The following is a 22,638-nucleotide window of genomic DNA, read 5'->3' as shown; positions in this document are numbered from 1 at the left end:
ACCTCCGCTCTGGGTTAGAGACTGAACCGATCCCCAAGATAAACCCGACGCACCCCCTCGTGGGCGACGATTTCAGAGGGACGCCCCTCCATCATCACCGTTCCCTCGTGCAGGATATAGGCGCGATCGACCACCTCCAGGGTTTCGCGGACATTGTGGTCGGTGATCAGCACCCCCAGCCCCCGATCTTTGAGATGGGACACCAGGTCACGGATCTCGCCCACGGCGATGGGATCGATCCCCGCCAACGGCTCGTCAAGCAGCAAGAAAGCCGGGCGGGCGGCCAGGGCGCGGGCGATCTCGGTGCGCCGTCGCTCACCGCCCGACAGCGCCAGGGTCGAGGTGTGGCGCAGGTGGGTGATGTTGAACTCGCGCAACAGGGTTTCCAGGTCGTCCCGCCGGGCCTCGGGATCGCGCTCGACCACCTCCAAGATGCCCCGAATGTTCTGCTCCACGGTCAAGCCGCGAAACACCGAAGCTTCCTGGGGCAGATAGCCCACCCCCAGCCGGGCCCGGCGATACATGGGCAAGCGGGTGACATCGCGCCCGTCCAGACGAACCTCGCCGCTGTCGGGGCGCACCAAGCCGGTGAGGCAGTAAAAGCAGGTGGTCTTGCCAGCGCCGTTGGGCCCCAGCAGCCCGACCGCCTCGCCCCGTCGCACCGCCACCGACACGTCGCGCAGCACCTGACGCTTGCGGTAATGTTTGCCCAGGTTGTGCGCGGCCAAGCCTTGGGCGGTGGCGGGATCGGTCATCGTGCCCGGTCGCACGGCGACCAAGGGCGGCGGCTCCGTGGAGGGGACCGCGTCTGTCTTGTCCACCGGCACCGCATCGGTCATCGCTTCTTCTCCTGGCCCTCGGCGCCCTCGGATCCAGGCGTCGCCTCGCTGCCTTTGAACAAGGCCCGGGCCCGGCTTCCCGGGGCACTGAGCAAGCGACTAACCCCGGTCTTCATGTTGACGGTGGCCTTGCTGCCCGTGAGTTGCTCGCCTTTGGCGCTGGTGATGCGCACCGCCCCGGTGATGGTGGCCAAGCCCGAGGCCGGATCATAGGTCGCTTCGTCGCCCCGGATCACCTCGTTTTGCGTCACGACCTCGACATTGCCGCTGGCGGTCATATAGCGAATCCCGGTGGCCTGCCCCGCCGCAGCTTGCCCCCCCCTGCCCGTGGCCCTGCCCGACGCCCCCGTGGAGGCCGGGCCAGAGGCGGCGCGTTCGTGAAACAAGGCGGTCAGCACGTCGGCGCGCAACAGGCGGCCGGTGTCGGTTTGCTCGGCCACGGCATGGCCCCGGGCCACGGCCAAGGAGCGGTCTTCCCAGTATTCAAGGCTGTCGCGGGCGGTGACCACCTGGGTGGGGGTGACCAAGCGCGGCGGCCCCCCGGTCACCCAGGTCACCCGCCGTTCGAGATCACGCACGGCGTGCTCCCCGGTAATCACCTGATTAGGCATGGTGATGCGCACACGGCCCTCGGCCTCCAGCCGATAAATCTCGGCGCCCCCTTCGCCGCCCAAGGCATCGTCCCTGTCCTCGCCCTTGGGATGATAGCGGGCGATCAGACGCTGGGCCTCGACCTTGTGGTCGCCCTGGGTGGCAACCGCGTTGCCCTTGGCGATGTAAACGCCCTCGGGGCGAATCCACTCGATCCCCTGATCGGCGGTCACCTCCAAAGGCCCATTGCCGCCGGTCAGGCCGGACTGGGCCGCCCCCGGGCTGGCCAGCGCCATCAGCCCCAGCGCAAGGAGGGGAGCCCTCAGAGGAACTCCCAGAGAACGGCGGATCATGGCCGGGACTCCGAGCTGTCGTTGAGGATCAGGCGGGTGCGTCCTTGAAAGAGGATGCGGGCGCCGGCCTCCTCGATGGCAAATCCATCGGCCGAAGTGATCTGGAGGTCCGGCCCCTCCCCCGTCACCGGCTCGGCCCCGAACGCCCGGTTCTGTTCCAGGTCGATGGTCGCGGCACGGGTTCGAAACTGAAGGCCGTCGTCGCGATAGAACAAGACGTTGCTCTCCAGCTCAATGCGTTGCCGAGAGTTGGTGACATACCCGATATCGCTGCCCAGGGACAACCACCGACCCGACGATTGCAACAGGTCCCCCTTGGGATTGACGAGGCGCAAGCGGCCATCGGCGGCCCCGAGATCGGTGGCGGCGTCGGCGGTCACCACAAAGGGATAGTTGTTGCGGTCGGTCCCCATATAGCGCGGATTGACCACGCTGCCGGTCTCTACACCTCTTGGATCGAAACTGGCAAACTCCACGGAAAAGCCCGCGATATGGTCACTGATCCAGGGCCACGCCACCAGAACCCCCAGCAACAGCACCGCCAACCCCGGCAAGACCAACTTCATCCCGGCCACAAAACGACCGTGTCGATCGTCACCGGAAAGAGGGGGCCGGCGCCAGGGAGGCGCGAGCGTCATGCCAGCCCCGCGCGCAAACAGTCATGCAGATGCAAAAAGCCCCGCACCGTTGCGTCCGCCTCCACGGCGAACAGCCCGGTGATGGCGCTTTGGTTCATCAGCCGCAAAGCCTCCACGGCCAGGGTCCCAGGCGCTATGGTCTTGGGGGCGGCGGTCATCACCGCACGAGCCGACAGGCCCAGCAGATCGCGCCCCATGTGCCGGCGCAGGTCGCCATCGGTGATGATCCCGATCAGGCGCTGCCCGGCATCAACGACACCGGCGCAGCCCAAGCTACGCGCGCTGATCTCAAGCACCACGTCGGCCATGGGGGTGTCGGGCGACACCAGGGGCAGGCCGTCGGTGTGCATCAGGTCGCTAACGCGCAGCAGCAAGCGCCCCAGCCGCCCCCAGGGTGAAACACCCGAAAGTCAGAGGCCGTGAACCCCCGTTGTTCGAGCAGGGCCACGGCCAAGGCGTCGCCCAGTGCCATCATGGCCGTGGTCGAGGAGGTGGGGGCCAAGCCATGGGGACAGGCTTCGGTCAGGGGCGGCAGCACCAAGGCCACATCGGCGGCGCTCGACAAGGTGCTGGGATGGCGCCCGGTCATCGACACCAAGGCAATGCCGGCCCGGCGGGTATAGGCCACCAGATCGGCCAGTTCGGCCGTTTCCCCCGAGTTCGACAGGGCGATGACGGCGTCTTGCGGACCAATCATGCCCAGATCACCGTGGCTGGCCTCGCCCGGGTGAACAAAAAAGGACGGCGTGCCGGTGGAGGCCAAGGTGGCGGCAATCTTGCGCCCGACATGGCCGCTTTTGCCCATGCCCGTGACGATCACCTTGCCGGAGGCCTGCCCCAGCAGGGCCACCGCCCCGCTAAAGGAGGCATCCAGGCCACGGGCCAGATCGCCCAGGGTCTGCGCCTCGGTTTCCAGCACCCGGCGCGCGGCATCGAGCGCAGGGTCGGAAGACGGGGGGGGACAAGACAGAAAAGCGTGGGACGTCATCACCGGGACTCGATTGCCTGGGGCCACGCCCCGCGACGCCAGCCGAGGGTCGGGGGACGCGAACGGAACGAGGGAGGGAAGAGGCCGGAGTATGGGGGGCCCCGCCCCCCGGGTCAACCGCCTCCCCTGATCGGCTGAAAGAGAAAGGCTGGGGCGGCGCGGCCTCCCCAGCCCCCTCATTCCCTGACGTCCCGCCTCAATGACTGAACAAATCCGGCTCATCCCAGCCGGAAAGATCAAGCAAGGCGCGCGTCGGCAAAAACTGAAAACAGCTCCACGCCAGATCGGTTCGATGCTCGCGGGCCAACAAGGCATCGAGCTTGGCCTTCAAGGCGTGCAGGTACAAAACATCGCTCGCGGCATAGGCCAACTGGTCGGCACTCAGCTCGGCGGCGCCCCAGTCGCTGGTCTGCTGTTGCTTGGACAGATCAATGCCCAGCAGGTCCTTACACAGCGACTTGAGGCCATGGCTATCGGTGCTGGTCCGGCAGAGCTTGCTGGCGATCTTGGTGCAGTAGACCGGAGCGCACAGAACGCCCAGCCAATACTGCAAGGTGGCGATGTCGAAGCGACCAAAGTGCATGATCTTGAGCACGTCCGGATCGGCCATCAGGCTACGCAGGACCGGAGCGTCCACCCCGGGCAGAATCTGCACCACATGGGCCGTGTTGTCGCCCCCCGAGAGCTGGACCACGCACAAGCGGTCGCGGGTGACGCGCAGGCCCATCGTTTCGGTATCGACGGCCACACCCTGGGGGAAGGACAAGCCGTCGGGCAGGTCGCCTCGGTGCAGGAAAATGCTGGGAGCAGCGCTCATGACACGGGGACCTCAATCACAAAGAACGGGCTGGTCAGACCCCCAACACGCCAAAACCCGCTCGCCGTGGGTCACGGGCCGGAGCGGGGGCGATAACCTATTTAAAAAAGGATTGGTGCCCAGGAGAAGACTCGAACTTCCACGGCTTTGCAGCCACAGGTACCTGAAACCTGCGCGTCTACCAATTCCGCCACCTGGGCACACCCTTGAGGCTCAAGAGCGGCCAGACCTTTTCACGTCGACTGTTTGGTGCCCAGGAGAAGACTCGAACTTCCACGGCTTTGCAGCCACAGGTACCTGAAACCTGCGCGTCTACCAATTCCGCCACCTGGGCCCATTCTTGTCATCCAAGAAACGGCCACGTAAACAAACCCGACGATGTTGGTGCCCAGGAGAAGACTCGAACTTCCACGGCTTTGCAGCCACAGGTACCTGAAACCTGCGCGTCTACCAATTCCGCCACCTGGGCAACACACGCTCCCTTGCGGGACCGGGCCACCATACCCACTTAACCTTTGCCGTTCTCACCGAGATCAGCGAAGGAGGCTGGTTTTTAGTGTCCTCGACGGCTGTCGTCAAGATCTATTTACAAGATCTCGCAAAGGCCGCGACCGCTCAAACTTGGTGCCCAGGAGAAGACTCGAACTTCCACGGCTTTGCAGCCACAGGTACCTGAAACCTGCGCGTCTACCAATTCCGCCACCTGGGCCCCGCCTTGACCGGCAAGGAACAAAAAAACAACCGCCTGCGTCGCGATGGTGCCCAGGAGAAGACTCGAACTTCCACGGCTTTGCAGCCACAGGTACCTGAAACCTGCGCGTCTACCAATTCCGCCACCTGGGCTTCCGTTGGTCTGTTAAGGACCACAGAAGCGTTGCCGTATCGCTCGGCAGGAGGCGAGCGTTTAAAGCCCCGGCGCCGCCTTGTCAAAGGAAAAAAGAGAAGGCTGGGGGAGGCGAGGCCTCCCCAGCCTTGTTTTACGCCCGCTTTCCCCAAGGATCCCCATGGGAAAACCCTTGCAGCTTCCTTGAAATTCCCCCACCTGTGACCGGGGCCGCCCCCCCAAGAAGAGCTTTCAGACGGCTTCACAGACCTTAGGCACGATCGGCACAGCAGGCACACAACAGCCCCAGGCGAGGAGAGACCCCATGAGCATGCACGGGCGCGTCGTCACGGTTTTTGGAGGAACGGGCTTCATTGGACGCCCGTTGGTCGGCGCCCTGGCGGCCCACGGGGCACGCGTCCGGGTGGCGGTGCGCGATGTTGAGCGGGTCTCCCCCCTCAAGATCTTGGGCGACCTGGGCCAGATCGCCCCCATCACCGCCTCCCTCACCCACCCCGACTCGGTGCACCGCGCCGTGGAGGGGGCCGACGCGGTGGTCAATCTCGTGGGCATCCTGAGCGAGAGCGGACGCCAGACCTTCCAGAGCGTGCACGTCGAGGGCGCACGCACTGTGGCCCGGGCGGCGGCCCAGGCTGGGGTGGGCACCTTGGTGCATATGTCGGCGTTGGGCGCTTGCGCCGACAGCCCGGCCCGCTATGCCCAGAGCAAGGCCGCCGGCGAGGCGGCGGTGCGCGAGGCGGTGCCCCAGGCCGCGATTGTGCGTCCCAGCGTGGTTTTTGGCCCCGATGACCGGTTTTTCAACCTGTTTGCCAGCTTTACCCGCTTTTCGCCGGTGCTGCCCTATTTTGACCGGGGCGGTTCCCTGGGCAGCCCGCGCTTTCAGCCGGTGTTCGTGGGCGACGTGGTCCAAGCCATTACCACCCTTGTCGAAACCCCGCGTCCGGGCGAAACCTTCGAGCTGGGCGGCCCGCAGGTGTATTCCATGCGGGAGATCATGGAACTGATCGTGCGCGAAACCCATCGGGCGACCCGGGTGATCAAGCTGCCGTTCTGGGTGGCGCAGACCCAAGCGGCTCTGCTGGGACGCCTGCCCAACCCCCTGCTGACCCCGGACCAAGTCTTGATGCTGCAAAAGGACAACGTGTTGAGCGGCGCGTGCCCGGGCCTGGAAGCGCTGGGCATTGAGCCCCAGGCGGTCGAGGCGGTGGTTCCCTCCTACCTGTCGCGCTTTCGCCCGCTCCACCGCCACGTCATCTTACGCGACACCTGAAACCTTCCAAAAAAGGAGGGGTCTGGGGAGGCGAGCCTCCCCAGCCTGTTCTTTCCCCCTACTCTGTCACGCTCCCCGACACCGAGCATGGCGGCGCCTCGGGCTCGTTCTTGGCCAGGGTCTCGCACAAGGAGGCCAAGCCGGTATCGCACGCGGTCATGATGGTTTCCAGATCCTGGCAGGAGCCATGCAAGGCTTCCAAGGCGCCGACTTGACGATCAAGAGCATCAAGCAATCCATCAACAGCAAGACGCAGGCGATCAAGAGGTTCAAGGAAACCCGAGGCCGGGCCATTGTCATTGGCCGGGGTGAAACGTAACAACTGTCCCATGAGGGCACCCCCTCTTGTTCGCCTCTTGAGAGAGGCGCGGTAAGACCACCGCCCGGATGCGTGGGTCCCTTCTGACGTGGGAGGCACTTTGCCGTTTTACCAGGGCCCTCCCGGGCTTTCTTTACCGTTGGCCGGAACAACGGCGGGCGCGGTCTTGACGCCATCCGTGGGGTGGTCGATCGTGAGCCAGAGCCACGTCTGCGTAAAGGGGGGGGAAGACGCGCGCCATGGCAAGCCAAGCCAAACCAAGCCGGGGATCGGGCGGAGCCGGCCCGGCCGGCGTCATCGTTCTGGGTCTCGGCGGTTTTATCGGAACCCAGGCCCTGATTCTTGTCGCGGCGCGGCTGGGCGGCCCCCCGGTGCCGCTGCTGGCCCTGGCGTTGCTGTTGAGCGTGATCGTAGCAACACTGACGATTGTTGCGATACAGGCTACCCGCAGAGCGCGCTCGGCGCGCCGCACCGCCGCGCGTCAGGCCCGGGCCTTGCAGATCCAAAGCCGCCTGCGCGCCCTGGCCCTGTCCGAGGTGCCCAAGCCGCTGGCGGTAACCGGCCCGGATGGCCGGCTGGTCCTGGCCAACCCGGCCTTTGCCACCTTGCCGCCGCCGTTGATTGAAGCGCTGGCCCAGATGCTGGGCACCCCCTTACAGCTTCAAGGCCCCGACGCCGCCGACGAAACCCGCACCCTGGCCTGGAGCGGCGACAACGGCGAGCTGGGGCGCGTGCGGGTGGTGCGCAAGGCGGCAGGGGGCGGCTTGATCCTCGTGACCCTTGAGGAACCCTCCCTGGCCCGAGGCGCCCCCCCCCGCTCCGAGCCCTTCGCCGCCGAACCGCCCCCGATCGACCCGCCGCAAGACGCCAACGCCGCCTTGACCAGTGCCCTGGAGGGGCTGGCGGAGCGCATCAAGGAAAGTGGCGCCGATATTCGCTCATCGGTTTTGCCCAATGTCCAATACCCTCGCGCCGCGCTAGAACGCCTGCTCCACGATCTGGTGGAAGCCGCCCTGGAGTCGGCTGTCCCCGAGCGCCCCTTGCGCATTGAAATTGATGGTCGGCTCGAGGACGGGCAAGCCCTGTTCACCTTAGAGGATAATGGCAACGGCCTGGGCAGCGGCGCCGAGGCCCTGGCCGATGACCGACGCGGCCGCCTGCTCACCGTGGAAGCCACCCCGGGCACCGGCACCCGGGTACAGCTCACCTTGCCAGCCCCTCCCTCGCGCCGGCCTGCGCCCTCTGCCGAGGAGTCGCCCTTGGGGTGATCCGGGAGAAGGCCGGGGAGCATGTCCCCCCAGCCCCCTCCTTGGCCTCACGGCGCGCAGATAAGGGTCAGGAACTCGGCCACCTGGGCCGAGAGGTGGTCCGACTGGCGACTGAGATCGCGCGATGCGGCCAACACCTGCCCGGCGCCGCCGCCGGTGTCTTGAACGCTGCGCGTGACCGCCTCGATGGCGCTGGTAACGTTGTTGGTTCCCTGAGAGGCTTCTTGGATGTTGCGCGCAATTTCCTGAGTGGCGGCGCCTTGCTCCTCGACGGCGGCGGCAATGGCCGCAGTGATCTCGCTGATCCGGCTGATGGTGGTACCGATGCCTTGAATCGCGCCGACCGCGTCCTTGGTGGCCGACTGGACGTTCTGAATTTGCGAGGAGATTTCGTCGGTCGCCCGGGCGGTCTGATTGGCGAGGTTCTTGACCTCACCGGCCACCACGGCAAACCCCTTGCCCGCCTCGCCGGCCCGCGCCGCCTCGATGGTGGCATTCAAGGCCAGCAGATTGGTCTGGCTTGCGATATTGTTGATGAGCTTGACCACCTGACCGATCTTGTCGGCGGCCTCGGCGAGGCCTTGCACCATGGTGTTGGTGCGCTGGGCTTCCTCGACGGCGGCCGTGGCGATTTGGGTGGACTGGCCCACCTGACGGCTGATCTCGTGGATGGAGGAGGTCAGTTCCTCGGTGGCGACGGCTACGGTTTCGACGTTGGCCGAGGCCAACTGGGCAGCATCGCCCACCGCCCCGGCCTCGCGTGAGGTCTGCTGGGTGCTGGCTGCCAGCCCCTCGGCGGTGTGGTGCAGGCTCATCGCCGAGCCGGCAACCACCGACACCAGCCCCGAGACGTTCTTTTCAAAGGCCTGGGCGTGGCGCTGCAAGGCTTGGCGCGCGGTTTCGCGGGTCGCCTCGACATAAACGGTCACGGCCAGTTCCATCTCCATGGCCATGGCCTTGCCTAGCGCCACAAGCACGGCCTCCAGCTTTTGCGGCTTCTTGGCAAACACCTGGGCCGCGATGCGATTCAATCCCCAGCCAAGGCGCGAGACGACCCCCGACATACCAGCGCGGCTCAACCCCGGCCGCAGCCCGGTCGATCGAGACCTTGCGGACCCCGTCGAAATACGCGCTGTCGAAACGAGCCTCCAAGAGTCCCTCCAGGAGGTGCTTTTTCATCCGCCGCTTCAACTCGTCATAGCCGGCAATGGCAAGGTAGCCTTTCGCCGCGTCGGGGAAGCGATCGACCGTTCCGTAAAGGTCATCAAGAACCGGATCGATCCGATCGGAAGCCAGCCGGCGAAACTCACGCAAGACCTGACGGTCTTCCTCGGTAATCCCCAGGTATCGAACCCGGGACTCCTGATCAATCCGTACATCCATGATGTCAGTCCTCATGATGGGCTGGCCCGGCACGATCTCCCCCCTGCGCAAGGGTGAACTCGGCCGTCTCCCGACTTAAGTCGGGTTGATGCTACCCCATTCTGACGGGCCACAGGAAGGAGGTGAACCGTGAAAGCGTAACCTTAAGCCCGGCCCGGGCCGCGTCGAGGAAGAGAGAAACAAGGGAAGGCTGGGGAGGCGCGGCCTCCCCAGGCGCCTCGGTTTTTTTCGGGGAGACGGAGAGAAAAACGCTTGCCAGAGGGGCGGGGCTGCCGTAAATAGGGCTTCCCACGCGGGTGTAGTTCAATGGTAGAACATCAGCTTCCCAAGCTGAATACGTGGGTTCGATTCCCATCACCCGCTCCAAATTTTCTCCCCTGTGAGACGACGACACCCGGTCCTCTTTAGACTCGGGTGTTTTTCCGTGTTCGGGGGGCGACCGGGGATGTCTGTTCGATGGATGTTGTGGTGACCCTCCTCACCGATCCGGCCCGCGGCGGGCTGGAGACGGCCCACCTGACGGCGGCGCGCGCGGCGCTGGAAGCGTTAGGGGGCGAAACGGTGCGCCCCGATTGGCTGGACGACGGCATCGCCGCCGACCTGCGGGTGGACGGCCTCTCGCCCGAGCAGGCGGAAGCGGCGGTGCGCCAAGCCCTGGGAGACGCGGCCCTGGACGTGGCAGCCCAACCCCTGGCCGGGCGACGCAAGGCCTTGCTGGTCGCCGACATGGACTCCACCTTGGTCACCACCGAAACCCTGGATGATTTGGCGGCCCACGCCGGCCTCAAGGAGACCATCGCCGCCATCACGGCGCGGGCGATGAACGGCGAGCTCGACTTCACCGCCGCCTTGCGCGAGCGGGTGGGCATGCTCAAGGGCCTGCCGGTAGCGGCCCTGGAGGAAACCTGGGCCCACACCCCGCTGACGCCCGGGGCCGAGGTCACGCTGAAAACCCTGGTCGCCCACGGCACCCGCTGCCTGATCGTCTCCGGGGGCTTCACCTTTTTCACGTCCCGACTGGCCGAACGCTGCGGCTTTCATGGCCACGTGGCCAATGTCTTGGGGGTGGCCGACGGAGTGCTGACCGGCACGGTGGCCGACCCAATCGTGGACCGCACCACCAAACTCACCACCCTGACGACCGAAGCGGCGCGCCTTGGCCTTGCGCTATCGGCCTGCGCCGCCATTGGCGACGGGGCGAACGACCTGCCGATGATCCAGGCGGCGGGCCTCGGGGTCGCCTTCCACGCCAAGCCGAGCGTGGCGGCGGCCGCCCGCCTGCGCATCGACCACGGCGACCTAACCGCCCTTCTTTACTTGCAGGGCTACCACCGAACCGAGTTCTCGCTCTAACCCACCCGAGGGGTCTGGGGAGGCCGCGCCTCCCCAGCCTTTTCACATCGGCCGAAACTCCAGCTTACCGCGCTGCACCACTTCCCACCCCCCCTGGGACGAACGACGCACCCGGGCCACCTCTTCCACATGGTACGACGCCGGCCACGCATACCCGGAAGGGGCCACGCACTCGAAGGCCCGAACATAGGCGGCTTTCAGGTCCTCCCCGCCCCGGCTGAGGAAGCCGTGGTAGTCGCTGCGCAGCCACCAAGGATCGGGTATCACGACCCCTGTCTCCCCATCGACCACCAAAAAGACACGCCCCCTCCCCTCTTCCCCTGGGAGCAATGCCTCCTCCCACAAGCTGACAGACCACCGCTCCCAAAGACGCGGGAGATCCGGGTCCACCACGGGGGCTCGGCCCTTCTGCTCCAGACAGGCATTGACCCAGGCGAGGGGATCGTCAAAAGACCGCAGGGGTGACGGGGGAGGATACGGAGGCTCTTGCCGCCTTGCCCGCCCCTCAGCACCGAGCAGGAGCTGGGAGACCAGACCGCGGCACCAAACAAGATAACTTTTCAGGGTCTCTAATTCCCGTACCAGATCAGAATCGCCCCCATTGGTCGAGGCACCCTCCTGGGTCATCCCCTTTCTCCTTCACCCCCCGTTTTCATCCCGCCGCCTTGAAAAACAAAAATGCGGGGCTCTGCCCCGCCCCCGCAAGGGACCAAGCCCCTTGACCCTGTTCTTTTTCCCTTGAAGGAGCGAGAGAGCTAGGAAGGCCTGCCTCCCCAGCCTCCTCTCGTTCAAGACCCTCTCCCATCCTCCCGGAAATCCCCCTGCCGCTGCAACAACTCCTCAAGACGAGACTTTAAGGTCTGAAACTCTACGTTAATATCCCTGACCAGTCCGACCACCTCTTTGTGGTCTTTTTTAAGAGATTCTTTGAGATCAATCAAATTTTGCTCGGTTTTTTTCAAGTCAACCTTAATGTCTTTCACCTCATTCTGCGCTGCCGTCCTGGCGCGATTCAGAACCAACAGCGCCCTTCCCATTCCCACCAGCACCAGACCGAGCAGCCCCCCTAAGATCCCGGGCCACCACTCTCTCCAAAAGGCGTTTTCCGAGAGAGAAGCGGGCGGGTCTTTCGTTTTTTGTAGACAAATCTCTCTATCCCCCTGAAGAGACCCAGACGCATGACGCCATGCGCTCGCATATGAAAAATATTCTTCATAAATATCGTACTGCCTAAATACGCTCATTGCTTCTTGATTAAAATTAATTTTTTCAAAACGATTATTCATTTTATTAATATTAGTTTCAATTCGTGCATTTATATTTTGGCAGTTATTATCAATATTATGCCCCGCCCCCGCAAAAGACAGGCTAGCGAACGGCATAACCAAGACCCCAGCCCAGAGCACCATCCGCCCAGCCTGCGCGGTCATCACACCCTCCGGGTCATAGGCAAGCGATAGAGATGCTCTCTCAGGGCGGTAATAAAGGGAGGTTGCACCGCTTCCACCGCCGCGGTGGAACTCCCGGAGGCCAGGACTTGGCCGCTGCGCCGGTCGTCATCGAACTCCTGATTGACAATATCGACGATCAGCTTCTTGACCTCATCCCCCGGGGAGACGGCGCACCCGAGAGGAGCCAGTAGGTTTCTCTCGAACTTTTCGAATTCTCCCAGTCTCGCGATGCGCAAGGAAGCGCCGGGGGCGGCTTGCAGGGCTTCGGTGATGGTCATCAGTTCCTTCTGGGCGAAAGGCGCCCAAAGGGCCTCCCCCATGACCAGATCCCGGGCGAATGGGACCGACGTTTCCTGGAAATCACTTTCCTGGGCCCACACAAGCCCTTGGGCCACTTCCTGTTTGGCTTCCTCGCTGAAAATGAACTCCGAGATGAGCTCTGGTTGCCACCCCAAATAGGCTTCCAGAAGAGACCTCAGCGTTCGCGATGTTTCCCGTGCACCGTCGCTGCCAAGAAAACGATGGAAGAGTAGAGAGCCCCGCCCCCCAAACAACACATTGATCCGCGTGACACCTTGCAACAAAGAATTGACTGGCGCGGGAGGATCCCCCACCAACAGTGTACTGCTTGGACGCTGAAGGCTCTTGATCACCATAAAAATATAATACAAAAGGCCTGCCGCACCGGTCAGCGAGATGGTCCGCAAGGAGGCGAGAACTGTATCCCCCGGCAACTGATCCAAGGTCCGGCGCGATGTCTGCAAATTGACGAGATCATTGATAATAGACTCGATGATGGCGAATCTCTGTGAACTAAATTCTTCCCTATTTTTGTGGGAAAAAGAAGCCAAGTCCCCCTCTTTCTCTGCAAATGACTCCAAGATACCGATGATCTTCTCATAAGCCTTGATCGCCTCCTGATCACCCAGACGGCGCGCGTCGATGCCAAGCTCGCGGATCAGGCGCTCTGGCTCCCGGCTCAAGTAATGAACCAACAGGTCCCGCCCCCCCAGTTTCAAGGAGCTGGCCCAGAGCATTGTGTCCCGACGCCAGAGGGTCACGTCGGTTGTGCGCCCTCCCACATCAAGGGTCACCACCAAATCGGTAAAGCTCCCGACATTTTTTTKGCGAAAATAGATCGCACTGGCCCAGCTCTCGGACAACACACCACGATAAGCCAGACCAAGGTCAAGATCTCGTATGGCAGTGTCGATGGCTTTTTTAAACGAACTTCGCTCACTATCCTTGAAGGCCTGGGGATAGGAGTAGCGGACTTCGATATTATCGGGAGTAAACCCTTGGTCAACCAATTCTGCGGCGACCATCAGCATGATTTGCCCCTGAAAATTACGCAAAGCGACTAAGGCGCCGCCATCTGCACGCTCCCATTTGAGGTCGAGGTACGACCTGATCTGCTGCCCCTCGCCMCCGACATTCATATTCTCCGCTCTGATGCTAGTGGCCGCTGCCACAAAATGCGGGAACGACGGAATTGTCCCCCCGCGCAACACAACAGGGTGCTGTCCGCGAAAAGCGTTCACGTTTTCATAGAACAAGGTGCGAAACGGTGCGTCTATCTTTTTGACGGGCATGTACTCCACGCCCACTTTTTCAAGCATGGAAGCGGTCGTGGGGCCCTCAACAGGCATCCACACGCGAGGACTCCACGCCTGGGCCTCGGGCGAACGGCCCTCGCGACTCACCGCCACGAAGGTGTTGGTGGTTCCCATGTCGATGCCCACGACGGCCGAGGTGTTGCGCAAGGCACGCTCGGGCATCTTTTCCGGCGGCAGAAGAAGCAAGGCGCGGTCGCTCTCCTCCCCTCCCTGGCACACCACGGCCTCGGGCGCCATGGAGCGCCGGAAGATGCCAAAGGCAAAGTCAGAGCCCCCCGCGTGAACCTCCCAGTCCATGCTGGCACTGGCCCGAGCCTCGACGCCCTCCTCAAGCTGCTTGAGCGCGGCGCTTAACCCGCCCTGACTGTTCCAGTCGAGACGAGTCAGGCAGTCCTGAAGATCGGCCGGGCTGAGCAGCGCCGAGGGCAGGGGCTGCTGGTCGCGGACCGAAGCATAGCGCATATAATGATGCTTCCAGACCCCCGTTACCTTGAAATTGGGCCAGAAATATAACGCGGGAACATCGAGGAGCCGGATATTGCCGCTGCGATAGGTCCGGCTCACGACATGGGAACGCGCTGTGCCGTCATCAGCGAGCAAGGTCAAGCTCAGGCTCACGGTGACGCCATCGCTCCCCTCGTGCAACCGAACCGCGTCACGCAGTTCCTCCGGCGAGAGCAGCAACAAGACCAACGGCGTCAAGGGCAGCAAGGCCCCCTCCAGCCCGTGGCGATGCCCAAGGCAGCGTCCGCTTTGCAGCGTGATCAAGGTCGGCCGGAACAGGTCGGCCGGGGTCAGGGGCAGATAGCCTTGGGCCAGCATGGCGGTCTTGGCGTCGCGGGCCAAGGAGGTATCCTTGAGCACCCGCTGTAGATCCTGATCCCTCCAGCAGGCCACGGCTCCGAGAGGACGTTGCAAACTGGTCGCGACCGCGGGGTCGATGAGGATCGCCCCCTTGAACGGCCCCGAGAAGCCCGAGCGTGGGGCCAAGCGCACCTCGGATCCCAACGACTGATCACGCTGGGGGACGGACAGCAGGGGAGCGTAGCTCTGCTGAGAGCCAATGTTGCCCCCGCTGTCCAGATTTTTAAACGCGATATTGCTGACATCGGAAGCACCGCCCTCGCGAGCCACCTGCGCGACCAAGTCCTGCTCGAAGGTGGACAGCGCCGCGATCAGGGCGTTGCGCACGTCTTGCGTCTGTTCCTCACCCGCGGCAAAAGCCCGCACGGCCTCTAGCAGATGCCGCACGAAGGCCAAGATGGCCCGGTGGTGGGGCAAGCGCAGATGGGGGGCAGTCACCGGGTCGAGCCACGCCCCCTTGTCGATCCAGGGAATATGTCCTTCCAGGGGCGCGAGATCCACGCTGCCCGGGCAAACTAAGGTCGTGGGGCTTACCAGGCCCACGACATGGGAGCCACACGCCAGCACCACCGGACGCTTCCACGTCATGTCCAACGCCAGCCGCTCGACGGGCAGAGTCCCCAGCAAAACCTGGGCGAACAGGCTTCCTTCGGGTGCCCCGGCGTGCCGCTCGAGATCCACTTCTTGAAACCGCACCCTAAAGTTCCCTCCCGGCACCCAGTCGGCCAGGGCCAGCAGGGTCAGCAGAGCTCGCCACTGGGTCACGGCATCTCCGTGCAACTCATTGCGGTCATCTCCCAGGGCGGCCCGGACCAGGAGAGGACGGGCCCAGCAGTCCGGGATGGAAGTGACCCGGTTCAAGCCGGAGCCGCCCGCCGCACCAACAATGTCGCGCGCGATCGTCGTCAAAAGATCAAGACCGCCCTCTTCCCACTCCCCGGCCTTTTGGGGCACCGGAAGGGTAGTCTTGGGATCCAGCGGGGGCAAAAACCGGTGAAACATGCGAGCGCTCCTTCAGACCGGGCGACGGGCAGGCCGGGGCCAGGGGCCGGCCAGGGGGATGGGACACAGCAGGAAAGACGGGACTCAACGGGTCATGAGCCCTCTCCTTGCTCACGTCCCCGCCGACGACGCGACCGTCCCTCCGATCCACAGGCCGCGTGCAAGGCATGAGCAAAGGTCCCAAGGCCCCGCGCCTGGGGATGGGGCCAAGCGGCATCGAGAGCGCCAAACATCTGGGCCATGTCGGGCCACGTGCCCCGCGCGACCAAGGTGCGAAAACCCGCCTGTTCCGCGGGGTCCATGCCCGCCTTGAGGGTCAGCAGACCATCTCTGCCGAGACGACCGTCGTGGAGGGCCTGCCCCTCGAACAGCGTGACCCGGTGCCTGCCCGTGCTTGAGGCAAAGGGACAGGTCAAGAGCCAGCGCAGGGCACGCGACGAAAACTGCTCCAGCGCTTCCACCATCTCCACAGGCGGGGAAGCTCCCTGTAGAGGCCGATCGACCAACTCCCGATACCAGGATTGGGGGAACCAGCGCTCGCGTTGCCCTGGCTTGAGAGTCGCGGCATAGACTCGGGTGATTTGCTGACAAAAGCGAGCATACTGGCCCAGAGCCTCCTCGGGCCGGTCCCCCCCAACGAAGGGGAGGTCGGCCCAGGTGATGGCATCCTTGCTGTGGGAGGAGAGAAAGCGCAGCCGCCCCTTTCCCTCGGGACCTCGCTCAAAAAAGTCGCACGCAGCGAGTCCGGCGATCAGTTCGGGGAGCAAGGGAGGATTGCACTGCTCCTCCCCCCCAACCGAATAGGTTGGCAGCGGAATGCTGGGGTTCCCCCCCACCACATACAACGTATCGAACAAGGACTGGGCCGAGGCGCTCCGCCCGTCGGCGGGGAGGTCCAAAGCCTTCATGAGGTGCACATAATAAGTCAGAGCCGCCCGGGCCTGTTCCAGGAAGTGCTCGGCGTGGGCCACCTGAGAATTGTCGGGTCTGTCGGCAGGGTCAAAGGTGAAATAGGGCAGCAGCAAAACCGCCCCCACCTGAACATTGCGATCGCCCACCTTGGCCCGCGCGGTGTGGATCAGGCGGGCCAAGGTGGGCAGGCTGGCTGCGCCGGTGCCGCCGAAAATCGAGCCGATCAGAAAAATCCGCCCCCCTTCCCCGCCCTGGGCTTGCCGGATCTGACTTTCAAGATCAATCCACAGGCCGTCAGCCTCCAGCCGACGGCTCAAAATGGCGGCGGCACCCACAGCGGGCTTGCCCCGGTAGCCCCCGGCAAACGGCACATGGCGTTCGTCATGACTGTAGAGGGTATCAAAAAGCTGGCCCAATGCGCCGGCGCTGCCGCCCATGGCTGCGGCGCGGTTGAACAGTCGCTCAAGGTTCATCGCCCCTGAATTGCCCACGGGACACCACGCAAGACTGGCTGAACGGGTCTTCAGACGGGTCTTGAACAACGGGCAGTCAGGGGGCAGCTCATGGCCTCCCTCGGCACGACGTAGCTCTGTTTGCAGTTTCTCATAATTTTTGAACGTCTCAACGGTCCGTCCCAGATTGCCGTTGGCTTCGTCCTGATCCACGAGGGCCAACCAGGCTTCGGGCGGACCCAGACCGGCCGCCGCCAAGTGGAGGAAGGCTTCGACGCTTTTCGAGCCGGATCCGCCCAGACCCAGAAGAAAGTTTTTGCTCACGCTCTGGACTCCTTAGCGCCGCTTGCGGATCAGGTGAAACAGCGCGCGCCACGAGCCGAGAGGATCTCCTGGTGCCGCCGCGCGCAGTCGGTTGGGGGTAAACAGAAAGGTCATCAGGACATGGAGACAGGCCGCGAAAAGCACAGAGAGTCCAACCCCCAGAAGGGAGAGCACGGTGCTGGGGATATCCCGGCTATCCCAGCACGCCGCAACCACGGCAAGCACCGACAAGACCACGCACACGGCAAAGCTCAGGTACCACGGGGCGCGACGTTCCACATCCCAGGGGGTCGCGGGGGGGGCAAGAAAACGTCGAAGCCCGGCCCAAACGCTAAACGTCAGGAATACCACCAGGGCCCCCCATCCCAATCCCGTCAAAAAGGCCTCCACAAGATCGCCTAGGGCCTGCTGCGCGAGAGGTAAACTGTCGGCAGAGGGCGATTGCTCAACCATCTCCCGGAACTCTGGCGAGACGTAGATCGGAAACAACAAAAAGGTGAGCTGCGGTGAAAACCCCGAGCCGTCAAACAAGGTGGCCTGACCCACTAGGGGGGTAAGACACAGCACGCCGCCCAGGGCCGCCGCGATCCTCATGATAATGCGATCAAAGCTTCCACGCATGACACCCCCCGTTAGCGACTGAGTTGACTGGTGAAGGCGAGATCAACAACGGTGCGATCTGCCCGCACCGCGTCGCTTGCCTTAAAGCGCTCGGCGGTTTCCAGAAGATCGGCAAAACTGCCGAGAAAGGAGAGGTCGATCTTGCCTGGGGGGCTCTCCCGTTCGGCCCCGCCGCCACTGGCCCAGGCCCGCATCCAGTGGCCCGTCCCATTGGTCACGCTCACGTCCTTGAGGGTCGCCGTCACCCGGGTGAGCAGGATTTTGTCGTTGATCTGACGATCCATCGTCGAAACGGCCCCCGGATACACCGACAGCCGAACCCGTCCGTCGTCCATCTGCGAGGCAGGAGGGAGCTCGACGATCAGGGGGCGCGAGAGTTTGGTCCAGCGGACGTCCTCGCACCGCGCGACCTTTTCGTTGAGAACCCAGGTGCGGGCGCTCCAGTTGCCCAGCGTTCCTTGGGTGTTCCCCTGGATGATCGGGCCCAACTCAACCTGGAAAGCTTCCTTGCTCCGCAGGCGGTCGCGCGCATCAACATTGTATAATGGCAGACCGCTCAACCAAGGCAACAGATTGCGTGCCGCCCTGATACCGCTGCTGGCCGAGGGCTCAGGCCATACACCAATGGCGACCTGATCCAGAGCAACGGCACCCTTGATCCCTCGGTGATGAACCGCCGGGCCAGTCTGCTCGCTTGGCGGGCCGAGGCGCCGTTGACCGAACCGGGGGGGCTGATTCTTGACAGCTTCCGCGACGCGCTGAAGGGACCTGGGCTATCTCGGGCCGTATGTGCCCGTGGATGCCCTGGCGGCGGCTTAAAAGAGAGGAAAGGCTGGAGAGGCGCCGGGCCTTCCCAGACCCCTCGGTCCTTTGGAGAGAAAAAAGGGGGTTGCCTCCAGGCGGGGGGTCAGGGGGGCAGACGCACTCCCGACGCCGCCTGACCTCCGCCCCTCTAGGAGAGTAAAGACGATGAGCGCGACGTATCGGGTATGTGTTGTGGTTCCCGTGGCGACCGAGGCCTATAACGAGCGGATCCTGGCGGCCTTGGCCCCGGTGATTCCTCCCGATGTGGCGGTCGAGATCCGGGCCATTGCCACCGGCACGACCAGTATCGAGTGCCGGGCCGACTGGCTGTTTAATGGTCCCGCCGTGATGAGCTTGGCCCAGACCCTGGAGCAGGAAGGCTTTGACGGCCTGTGGCTGACCGACTTTGACATGTGCGGGGTCGAGGCGGCCCGCGAGATTATCGACATCCCCATCATCGGCGGCTTTCCGCCCTCGGCCTTCACCGCGCTCGCTCTCAGTCAGCGCTTTTCGATCATTACCATCTTGGAGAGCACCCTGGCCATGCAACGCCAGCACGTGCTGACCTATGGCCAATCCGAGTCCTTTGCCTCGATCCGGGCCATCGACTGTCCGGTCGATCAGTTGGGCAACCTGGAAGTCGTCGTCGCCAAGACCCTGAATGCCGCCCTCAAGGCGATCTCTGAAGATGGAGCCCAGTCCATTTTGTTGGGCTGCACCGGGTTCGTCGATGTGGCGGCCCGGGTCTCGGTGATGATCGAGGAGACCCTGGGCGTCTATATCCCGGTGATCGATCCCAATCAGGCCGGGTTCAGTTTTCTCGTGTCGTTGGTGCGCCAGCGTCTGCGCCCCAGCCGTGCCACCTATGCCAAGATGCCGCTTCCCCAGCCGGGCGGGCCGGGCTGACCGGCGGGGACGGGAGGCCGGGGAGCGCTCCTCCGTTCAGTCCCCGGCCTCCACTTTATTGCGTCCGGCGGCCTTGGCGCGGTACAGCGCGTCGTCCGCCCGGGCCAGCAGGGCTTTTAAGGTGTCGGGGCCTTGGCTGTCTCTGAGGGCGAGGCCGATGCTCAGGGTAAGGCGGCCGTAGGGTGAGGAAGGGTGGGCCACGGCAAGGTCCCACACGCCTTGTCGGATCTTTTCGGCGAGCACCAGGGCGGCGGCCCGGTCGGTGTTGGCGGCCAACAGCACAAACTCCTCTCCGCCATAGCGCGCGGCCAGATCGCCGGGGCGCCGTGCCGCGCCCGCCAGCACGGCCGCAACCCGCTGAAGGGCTGTGTCGCCAGTGGGATGGCCGTAGTGATCATTGTAAAGCTTGAAAAAATCCACATCGAGCATCATCAAGGTCAAGGGCTGGGCGGCGCGTTCAGCCCTTGACCACTCGGCGGCGGCCACCTCATCAAAATGCCGGCGGTTGGCAATCCCGGTCAGGCCATCGGTCACCGACAGGGCTTCCAGTTTGCGGTTGGCGGCCTCCAGGGCCAAGGTACGTTCGGCCACCCGCTCCTCCAACCCCTCGGTGTTGCGTCGCAAATGGTCGGCCATGCTTTCCAGGGTGTGGGTCAGACTGACCACTTCGTGGATTGGGCTTTCCAGGGGGGGCGGGGCCTGCCAGTCGCCCTTGGCGAGCCGACGTGCCCAGCGACTGAGCGCCAGCAGGGGTTGGGCGAGGGCATGGGTCGCGAACAAGGCGAGAATGATGCCCAGGAGCCAGAGGGCGAAGGTCAGGTAGCCCACGGTGCGAAACGCCTGTTCGACCGGACCGGCCAGCCGGGCTTCCGACAAAATAATACCAAGGCGCAGGCGCGGGCCATCGGGCAAGGAGAGAGTTTGCCAATCCAGAAGATGGCTTTCCCCGTCCACGTCGAGCATCGCCGTACCCTCCGGGAGGAGGGTTTGAGCCATCCGGGTTCCGGCGGCGCGAATGTGAGGGTCGAGGCTGTGATCGACGGAGAGGCGGGCGTTGTCCTTGAGATCAAACACCTTTTCGTCGCCCGAGGTGGCGAGCAAGGCGCCTTTCTCTTCGGCTAGGAAGGCCACCCCATCCAAGCCGGCCATCTGCTCTTGCAAAAACTGGCCTAAGTGGGAAAGGGCCACGTCCGCCGTCAGAACGCCAACGAAGCGGCGATGGCTGTCATAGAGAGGAACGGACATGCCCATCCCCAGGGTATCGTAGGCGGGGGAGGAGGGAAAAACTTGGTAGCGTGCAGGGGGATACCACTTTAGACTGTTTGACTCCAGGGCCTGCGTGTACCAAGGCCGATGGCGTGGGTCGAAAGAGGCGGATCCCTCGGCGACCAGATTGCCGCGTCGATTGAGGTCGTCAACCCGATACACCTGCACTTGATTGTCTTCTCCCCGTCGCTCCATCAGGCGCAAGCTGCGATCCGATCCCTGGGGCGGTCGGCTGGCCGCAAGGTATTCCCCTTGCGGGGTTCCAAGAGACAAGAAGGTAAGGAAAGGCTGCTGGCGGACCTGCAATACCAAAAAGCGGGCGAGGGCTTCCGGGTCGTCGGGATTCATGAGCTGGGCCCGGATGATCTCGGCGTTCAGGCTGGCCACTCGCCGTGGGACGTCAAAAAAAGCCGAGATCTTGTCGCGCAGCTGTCCCCCGAGTTCATTGACCTGTCGTTGCTCCAAAAGGATCGCGGCATGGCGCGAGGCCGAGTACGACAGCCAGCCGGCAAGCCCCACCAAGAGAGGAACCGGGATCAAGGCCACCATCAACAACAAGGTCCGCAGCGACATCCCCTGAGCCCCCTTCCAGGCAGGGTCAGGGGGGGCCAAGTCGATGACCCCCCGCCGCCAGAGAAAGAGCAGAAGACTCCCCAAGGTCAGGCTGACGCCCAGTCCGCGCACTAGCCAAGCCCGCGATCTAACAGACTCCATGGGAATGCGAGGCGTGGCCGCCAGTTCCCAAGACGTGTCCGCCACGGGAAACAAGACGGTCGCATGATGTCGCTCAAACAGGGCTTGGTTCCCCACAAGGGTACGGATCACCCCATCGGAACGACGGTTGCGGATGGCCAGATGAAAAGACGAGGTGTTGGTGTTCAAGCCCGTATCGGCTAGCAGACCTTCCAGGTCCACGCCCATCGCCACGTGGCCCCAGGCGCTGTCGTTCCCCTCGGGGTCGTAGACCGGGGTGCGCACGATCAAGCCCAGTCTCTCCGTTTGGAGCAACTGGACCGGGGCGTCACTGACGGTGTCGCCCGCTTGCATGGCCCGGTTGATCCCGCCCATGAACTCCGGGTGCAGGCCGTAATCGAGACCAATCAGAGGCTCGTTCCCGAGCTCGGGGGAGACGAAGATGATCTTGAGCTGGCGCGCGACCACCACACTGACCAAGCGAGGGTGGGCCGCCGTGGCCGCCTGGGCCAGACGAGGCAAGGCCGAGAGGCCTTCTGGCAACGTGCGGGCGATCTGGCGATTTTGCGCCACGATCTTGTCCAGGGCGTCGCTCAGGCGTTGGCCCGCCTGGGTCAGAGCCTCTTGGACCTCAGCCAAGTGGGCGCGTTCCAGACGGTACCGGTCTTGCTGTTCAAGACCCGCTGTCAGGCCGAGCCCGGCCAGGAGAAGCATAACGGCCAGCAGGAGATTGGCTCTCACAATCGCCCTCCTCCCTTTGAAGGGCCCTGGCCCCTTCCTCGAAGGGAGAGGGTGAATGTTTGATTGGCCGTCCCCATCCGCGTCCCCTGACGGTCCCCAAGATCCGCAGCCTGGGTCTCGCGTCATGACCTTGTGGAACAGGGTGTAAAAAACACCCCTCCCGCCAACGGTAGGAGGAGGTCAAGACGCGGTCAATGGGGGAGAGGGAGAATGGTCTTTTTGGTGGGCCCGGCAGGACTCGAACCTGCAACCAGACGGTTATGAGCCGCCGGCTCTGACCATTGAGCTACAGGCCCGCCCAAAAGAGGAACACTCTCTAGCCG

The 22,638-nt window shown here is 63.8% G+C and carries 17 protein-coding genes, 7 tRNA genes and 2 pseudogenes; 5 read left to right on the top strand and 21 right to left on the bottom strand.

Going from position 1 to position 22,638, the window contains the following annotated elements; translation table 11 throughout:
- Window positions 1–14: 14 nt before the first annotated feature.
- From lptB to RSPPHO_RS17045, 10 genes and pseudogenes are all read right to left on the bottom strand, one after another.
- Window positions 15–839 carry an LPS export ABC transporter ATP-binding protein gene (lptB, locus tag RSPPHO_RS17090; protein ID WP_014416445.1) on the bottom strand — a complete coding sequence of 275 codons (825 nt, stop codon included), beginning with the start codon at window positions 837–839 and terminating at the stop codon, window positions 15–17.
- The gene (locus tag RSPPHO_RS17085) at window positions 836–1,783 is read right to left on the bottom strand and encodes an LptA/OstA family protein (RefSeq protein ID WP_014416443.1); all 948 of its coding nucleotides are present in this window, start codon (window positions 1,781–1,783) and stop codon (window positions 836–838) included. Before RSPPHO_RS17085 ends, lptB begins: the two co-directional genes overlap by 4 nt.
- A complete protein-coding gene (gene lptC, locus RSPPHO_RS17080) occupies window positions 1,780–2,421 on the bottom strand; it encodes an LPS export ABC transporter periplasmic protein LptC (RefSeq protein WP_014416442.1) in 642 nt (213 codons plus the stop codon). Before lptC ends, RSPPHO_RS17085 begins: the two co-directional genes overlap by 4 nt.
- Window positions 2,418–3,409, bottom strand: a pseudogene (locus RSPPHO_RS17075) (KpsF/GutQ family sugar-phosphate isomerase). The gene lptC and the pseudogene RSPPHO_RS17075 overlap by 4 nt, the downstream one beginning before the upstream one ends.
- 196 nt (window positions 3,410–3,605) lie before the next feature.
- On the bottom strand, window positions 3,606–4,226 hold the full coding sequence (locus RSPPHO_RS17070; RefSeq protein ID WP_014416439.1) for a ribonuclease D: 621 nt from the start codon (window positions 4,224–4,226) through the stop codon (window positions 3,606–3,608).
- Window positions 4,227–4,339: 113 nt separating this feature from the next.
- A tRNA-Leu gene (locus RSPPHO_RS17065) sits at window positions 4,340–4,426 on the bottom strand.
- A 47-nt stretch (window positions 4,427–4,473) separates the two neighbouring features.
- Window positions 4,474–4,560 (bottom strand) — tRNA-Leu (locus tag RSPPHO_RS17060).
- A 48-nt stretch (window positions 4,561–4,608) separates the two neighbouring features.
- Window positions 4,609–4,695, bottom strand: a tRNA-Leu gene (locus RSPPHO_RS17055).
- Window positions 4,696–4,848: 153 nt separating this feature from the next.
- Window positions 4,849–4,935: transfer RNA gene (locus tag RSPPHO_RS17050), tRNA-Leu, on the bottom strand.
- 47 nt (window positions 4,936–4,982) lie between these two features.
- Window positions 4,983–5,069, bottom strand: a tRNA-Leu gene (locus RSPPHO_RS17045).
- Window positions 5,070–5,380: 311 nt separating this feature from the next.
- Here RSPPHO_RS17045 and RSPPHO_RS17040 point away from each other — a divergent pair.
- Window positions 5,381–6,340 (top strand): complex I NDUFA9 subunit family protein, encoded by a 960-nt coding sequence (locus RSPPHO_RS17040; protein WP_041797805.1) that lies wholly within the window; start codon window positions 5,381–5,383, stop codon window positions 6,338–6,340.
- A gap of 58 nt (window positions 6,341–6,398) precedes the next feature.
- Here the strand turns inward: RSPPHO_RS17040 and RSPPHO_RS17035 are convergent, their stop codons facing one another.
- Window positions 6,399–6,671, bottom strand: a complete 273-nt coding sequence (locus tag RSPPHO_RS17035) for a hypothetical protein (RefSeq protein WP_014416436.1) — start codon at window positions 6,669–6,671, stop codon at window positions 6,399–6,401.
- Window positions 6,672–6,898: 227 nt separating this feature from the next.
- On the opposite strand from RSPPHO_RS17035, the gene RSPPHO_RS17030 reads away from it, so the two are divergent.
- The gene (locus RSPPHO_RS17030; RefSeq protein WP_014416435.1) at window positions 6,899–7,927 is read left to right on the top strand and encodes a phytochrome family protein; all 1,029 of its coding nucleotides are present in this window, start codon (window positions 6,899–6,901) and stop codon (window positions 7,925–7,927) included.
- Window positions 7,928–7,974: 47 nt separating this feature from the next.
- Here RSPPHO_RS17030 and RSPPHO_RS17025 read toward each other — a convergent pair whose 3' ends face one another.
- Window positions 7,975–8,991 carry a methyl-accepting chemotaxis protein gene (locus tag RSPPHO_RS17025; RefSeq protein WP_242390535.1) on the bottom strand — a complete coding sequence of 339 codons (1,017 nt, stop codon included), beginning with the start codon at window positions 8,989–8,991 and terminating at the stop codon, window positions 7,975–7,977.
- 52 nt (window positions 8,992–9,043) lie between these two features.
- Window positions 9,044–9,310, bottom strand: a pseudogene (locus tag RSPPHO_RS21400) (protoglobin domain-containing protein); the annotation flags it as partial.
- A gap of 292 nt (window positions 9,311–9,602) precedes the next feature.
- On the opposite strand from RSPPHO_RS21400, the gene RSPPHO_RS17020 reads away from it, so the two are divergent.
- Together RSPPHO_RS17020 and serB are read left to right on the top strand one after the other, a co-directional pair.
- Window positions 9,603–9,676 (top strand) — tRNA-Gly (locus RSPPHO_RS17020).
- Between the two features lie 90 nt (window positions 9,677–9,766).
- Window positions 9,767–10,663: a phosphoserine phosphatase SerB gene (gene serB, locus RSPPHO_RS17015; protein ID WP_041796136.1), complete on the top strand. Its 897-nt coding sequence runs from the start codon at window positions 9,767–9,769 to the stop codon at window positions 10,661–10,663.
- Window positions 10,664–10,705: 42 nt separating this feature from the next.
- Here the strand turns inward: serB and RSPPHO_RS20320 are convergent, their stop codons facing one another.
- The 6 genes from RSPPHO_RS20320 to RSPPHO_RS16985 all read right to left on the bottom strand — a co-directional run bounded on the left by RSPPHO_RS20320 (window position 10,706) and on the right by RSPPHO_RS16985 (window position 18,474).
- Window positions 10,706–10,930: a hypothetical protein gene (locus RSPPHO_RS20320; RefSeq protein ID WP_157879295.1), complete on the bottom strand. Its 225-nt coding sequence runs from the start codon at window positions 10,928–10,930 to the stop codon at window positions 10,706–10,708.
- 521 nt (window positions 10,931–11,451) lie between these two features.
- Complete coding sequence (locus RSPPHO_RS17005) at window positions 11,452–12,093, bottom strand: hypothetical protein (RefSeq protein WP_157879294.1); 642 nt, start codon at window positions 12,091–12,093, stop codon at window positions 11,452–11,454.
- On the bottom strand, window positions 12,093–15,596 hold the full coding sequence (locus tag RSPPHO_RS17000) for an acetate and sugar kinases/Hsc70/actin family protein (protein ID WP_014416432.1): 3,504 nt from the start codon (window positions 15,594–15,596) through the stop codon (window positions 12,093–12,095). The genes RSPPHO_RS17005 and RSPPHO_RS17000 overlap by 1 nt, the downstream gene beginning before the upstream one ends.
- 92 nt (window positions 15,597–15,688) lie before the next feature.
- The gene (locus tag RSPPHO_RS16995) at window positions 15,689–17,284 is read right to left on the bottom strand and encodes an FtsZ/tubulin family protein (protein WP_014416431.1); all 1,596 of its coding nucleotides are present in this window, start codon (window positions 17,282–17,284) and stop codon (window positions 15,689–15,691) included.
- Window positions 17,285–17,296: 12 nt separating this feature from the next.
- A complete protein-coding gene (locus tag RSPPHO_RS16990; RefSeq protein WP_014416430.1) occupies window positions 17,297–17,905 on the bottom strand; it encodes a hypothetical protein in 609 nt (202 codons plus the stop codon).
- Between the two features lie 11 nt (window positions 17,906–17,916).
- Window positions 17,917–18,474 (bottom strand): hypothetical protein, encoded by a 558-nt coding sequence (locus RSPPHO_RS16985; protein ID WP_014416429.1) that lies wholly within the window; start codon window positions 18,472–18,474, stop codon window positions 17,917–17,919.
- A gap of 400 nt (window positions 18,475–18,874) precedes the next feature.
- On the opposite strand from RSPPHO_RS16985, the gene RSPPHO_RS16980 reads away from it, so the two are divergent.
- Window positions 18,875–19,615, top strand: a complete 741-nt coding sequence (locus RSPPHO_RS16980; protein WP_041796128.1) for an aspartate/glutamate racemase family protein — start codon at window positions 18,875–18,877, stop codon at window positions 19,613–19,615.
- A 36-nt stretch (window positions 19,616–19,651) separates the two neighbouring features.
- On the opposite strand, the gene RSPPHO_RS18250 is transcribed toward RSPPHO_RS16980, so the two are convergent.
- Together RSPPHO_RS18250 and RSPPHO_RS16970 are read right to left on the bottom strand one after the other, a co-directional pair.
- Window positions 19,652–22,315, bottom strand: coding sequence for a diguanylate cyclase (locus tag RSPPHO_RS18250; RefSeq protein WP_051013974.1), 2,664 nt, complete (start codon window positions 22,313–22,315; stop codon window positions 19,652–19,654).
- A 220-nt stretch (window positions 22,316–22,535) separates the two neighbouring features.
- Window positions 22,536–22,611, bottom strand: a tRNA-Ile gene (locus tag RSPPHO_RS16970).
- Window positions 22,612–22,638 lie beyond the last annotated feature (27 nt).

The organism is Pararhodospirillum photometricum DSM 122 (assembly GCF_000284415.1).
GTDB classification, from domain to species: Bacteria; Pseudomonadota; Alphaproteobacteria; order Rhodospirillales; family Rhodospirillaceae; genus Pararhodospirillum; species Pararhodospirillum photometricum.
This window is presented reverse-complemented; position numbering and strand designations above follow the sequence as displayed.

What these genes read in the sequence shown, in the direction of transcription:
- lptB (WP_014416445.1), bottom strand. Translation starts at nt 839, where the DNA reads ATGACCGATGCGGTGCCGGTGGACAAGACAGACGCGGTCCCCTCCACG.
- RSPPHO_RS17085 (WP_014416443.1), bottom strand. Translation starts at nt 1,783, where the DNA reads ATGATCCGCCGTTCTCTGGGAGTTCCTCTGAGGGCTCCCCTCCTTGCG.
- lptC (WP_014416442.1), bottom strand. Translation starts at nt 2,421, where the DNA reads ATGACGCTCGCGCCTCCCTGGCGCCGGCCCCCTCTTTCCGGTGACGAT.
- RSPPHO_RS17070 (WP_014416439.1), bottom strand. Translation starts at nt 4,226, where the DNA reads ATGAGCGCTGCTCCCAGCATTTTCCTGCACCGAGGCGACCTGCCCGAC.
- RSPPHO_RS17040 (WP_041797805.1), top strand. Translation starts at nt 5,381, where the DNA reads ATGCACGGGCGCGTCGTCACGGTTTTTGGAGGAACGGGCTTCATTGGA.
- RSPPHO_RS17035 (WP_014416436.1), bottom strand. Translation starts at nt 6,671, where the DNA reads ATGGGACAGTTGTTACGTTTCACCCCGGCCAATGACAATGGCCCGGCC.
- RSPPHO_RS17030 (WP_014416435.1), top strand. Translation starts at nt 6,899, where the DNA reads ATGGCAAGCCAAGCCAAACCAAGCCGGGGATCGGGCGGAGCCGGCCCG.
- RSPPHO_RS17025 (WP_242390535.1), bottom strand. Translation starts at nt 8,991, where the DNA reads ATGTCGGGGGTCGTCTCGCGCCTTGGCTGGGGATTGAATCGCATCGCG.
- serB (WP_041796136.1), top strand. Translation starts at nt 9,767, where the DNA reads ATGGATGTTGTGGTGACCCTCCTCACCGATCCGGCCCGCGGCGGGCTG.
- RSPPHO_RS17005 (WP_157879294.1), bottom strand. Translation starts at nt 12,093, where the DNA reads ATGACCGCGCAGGCTGGGCGGATGGTGCTCTGGGCTGGGGTCTTGGTT.
- RSPPHO_RS16990 (WP_014416430.1), bottom strand. Translation starts at nt 17,905, where the DNA reads ATGCGTGGAAGCTTTGATCGCATTATCATGAGGATCGCGGCGGCCCTG.
- RSPPHO_RS16980 (WP_041796128.1), top strand. Translation starts at nt 18,875, where the DNA reads ATGAGCGCGACGTATCGGGTATGTGTTGTGGTTCCCGTGGCGACCGAG.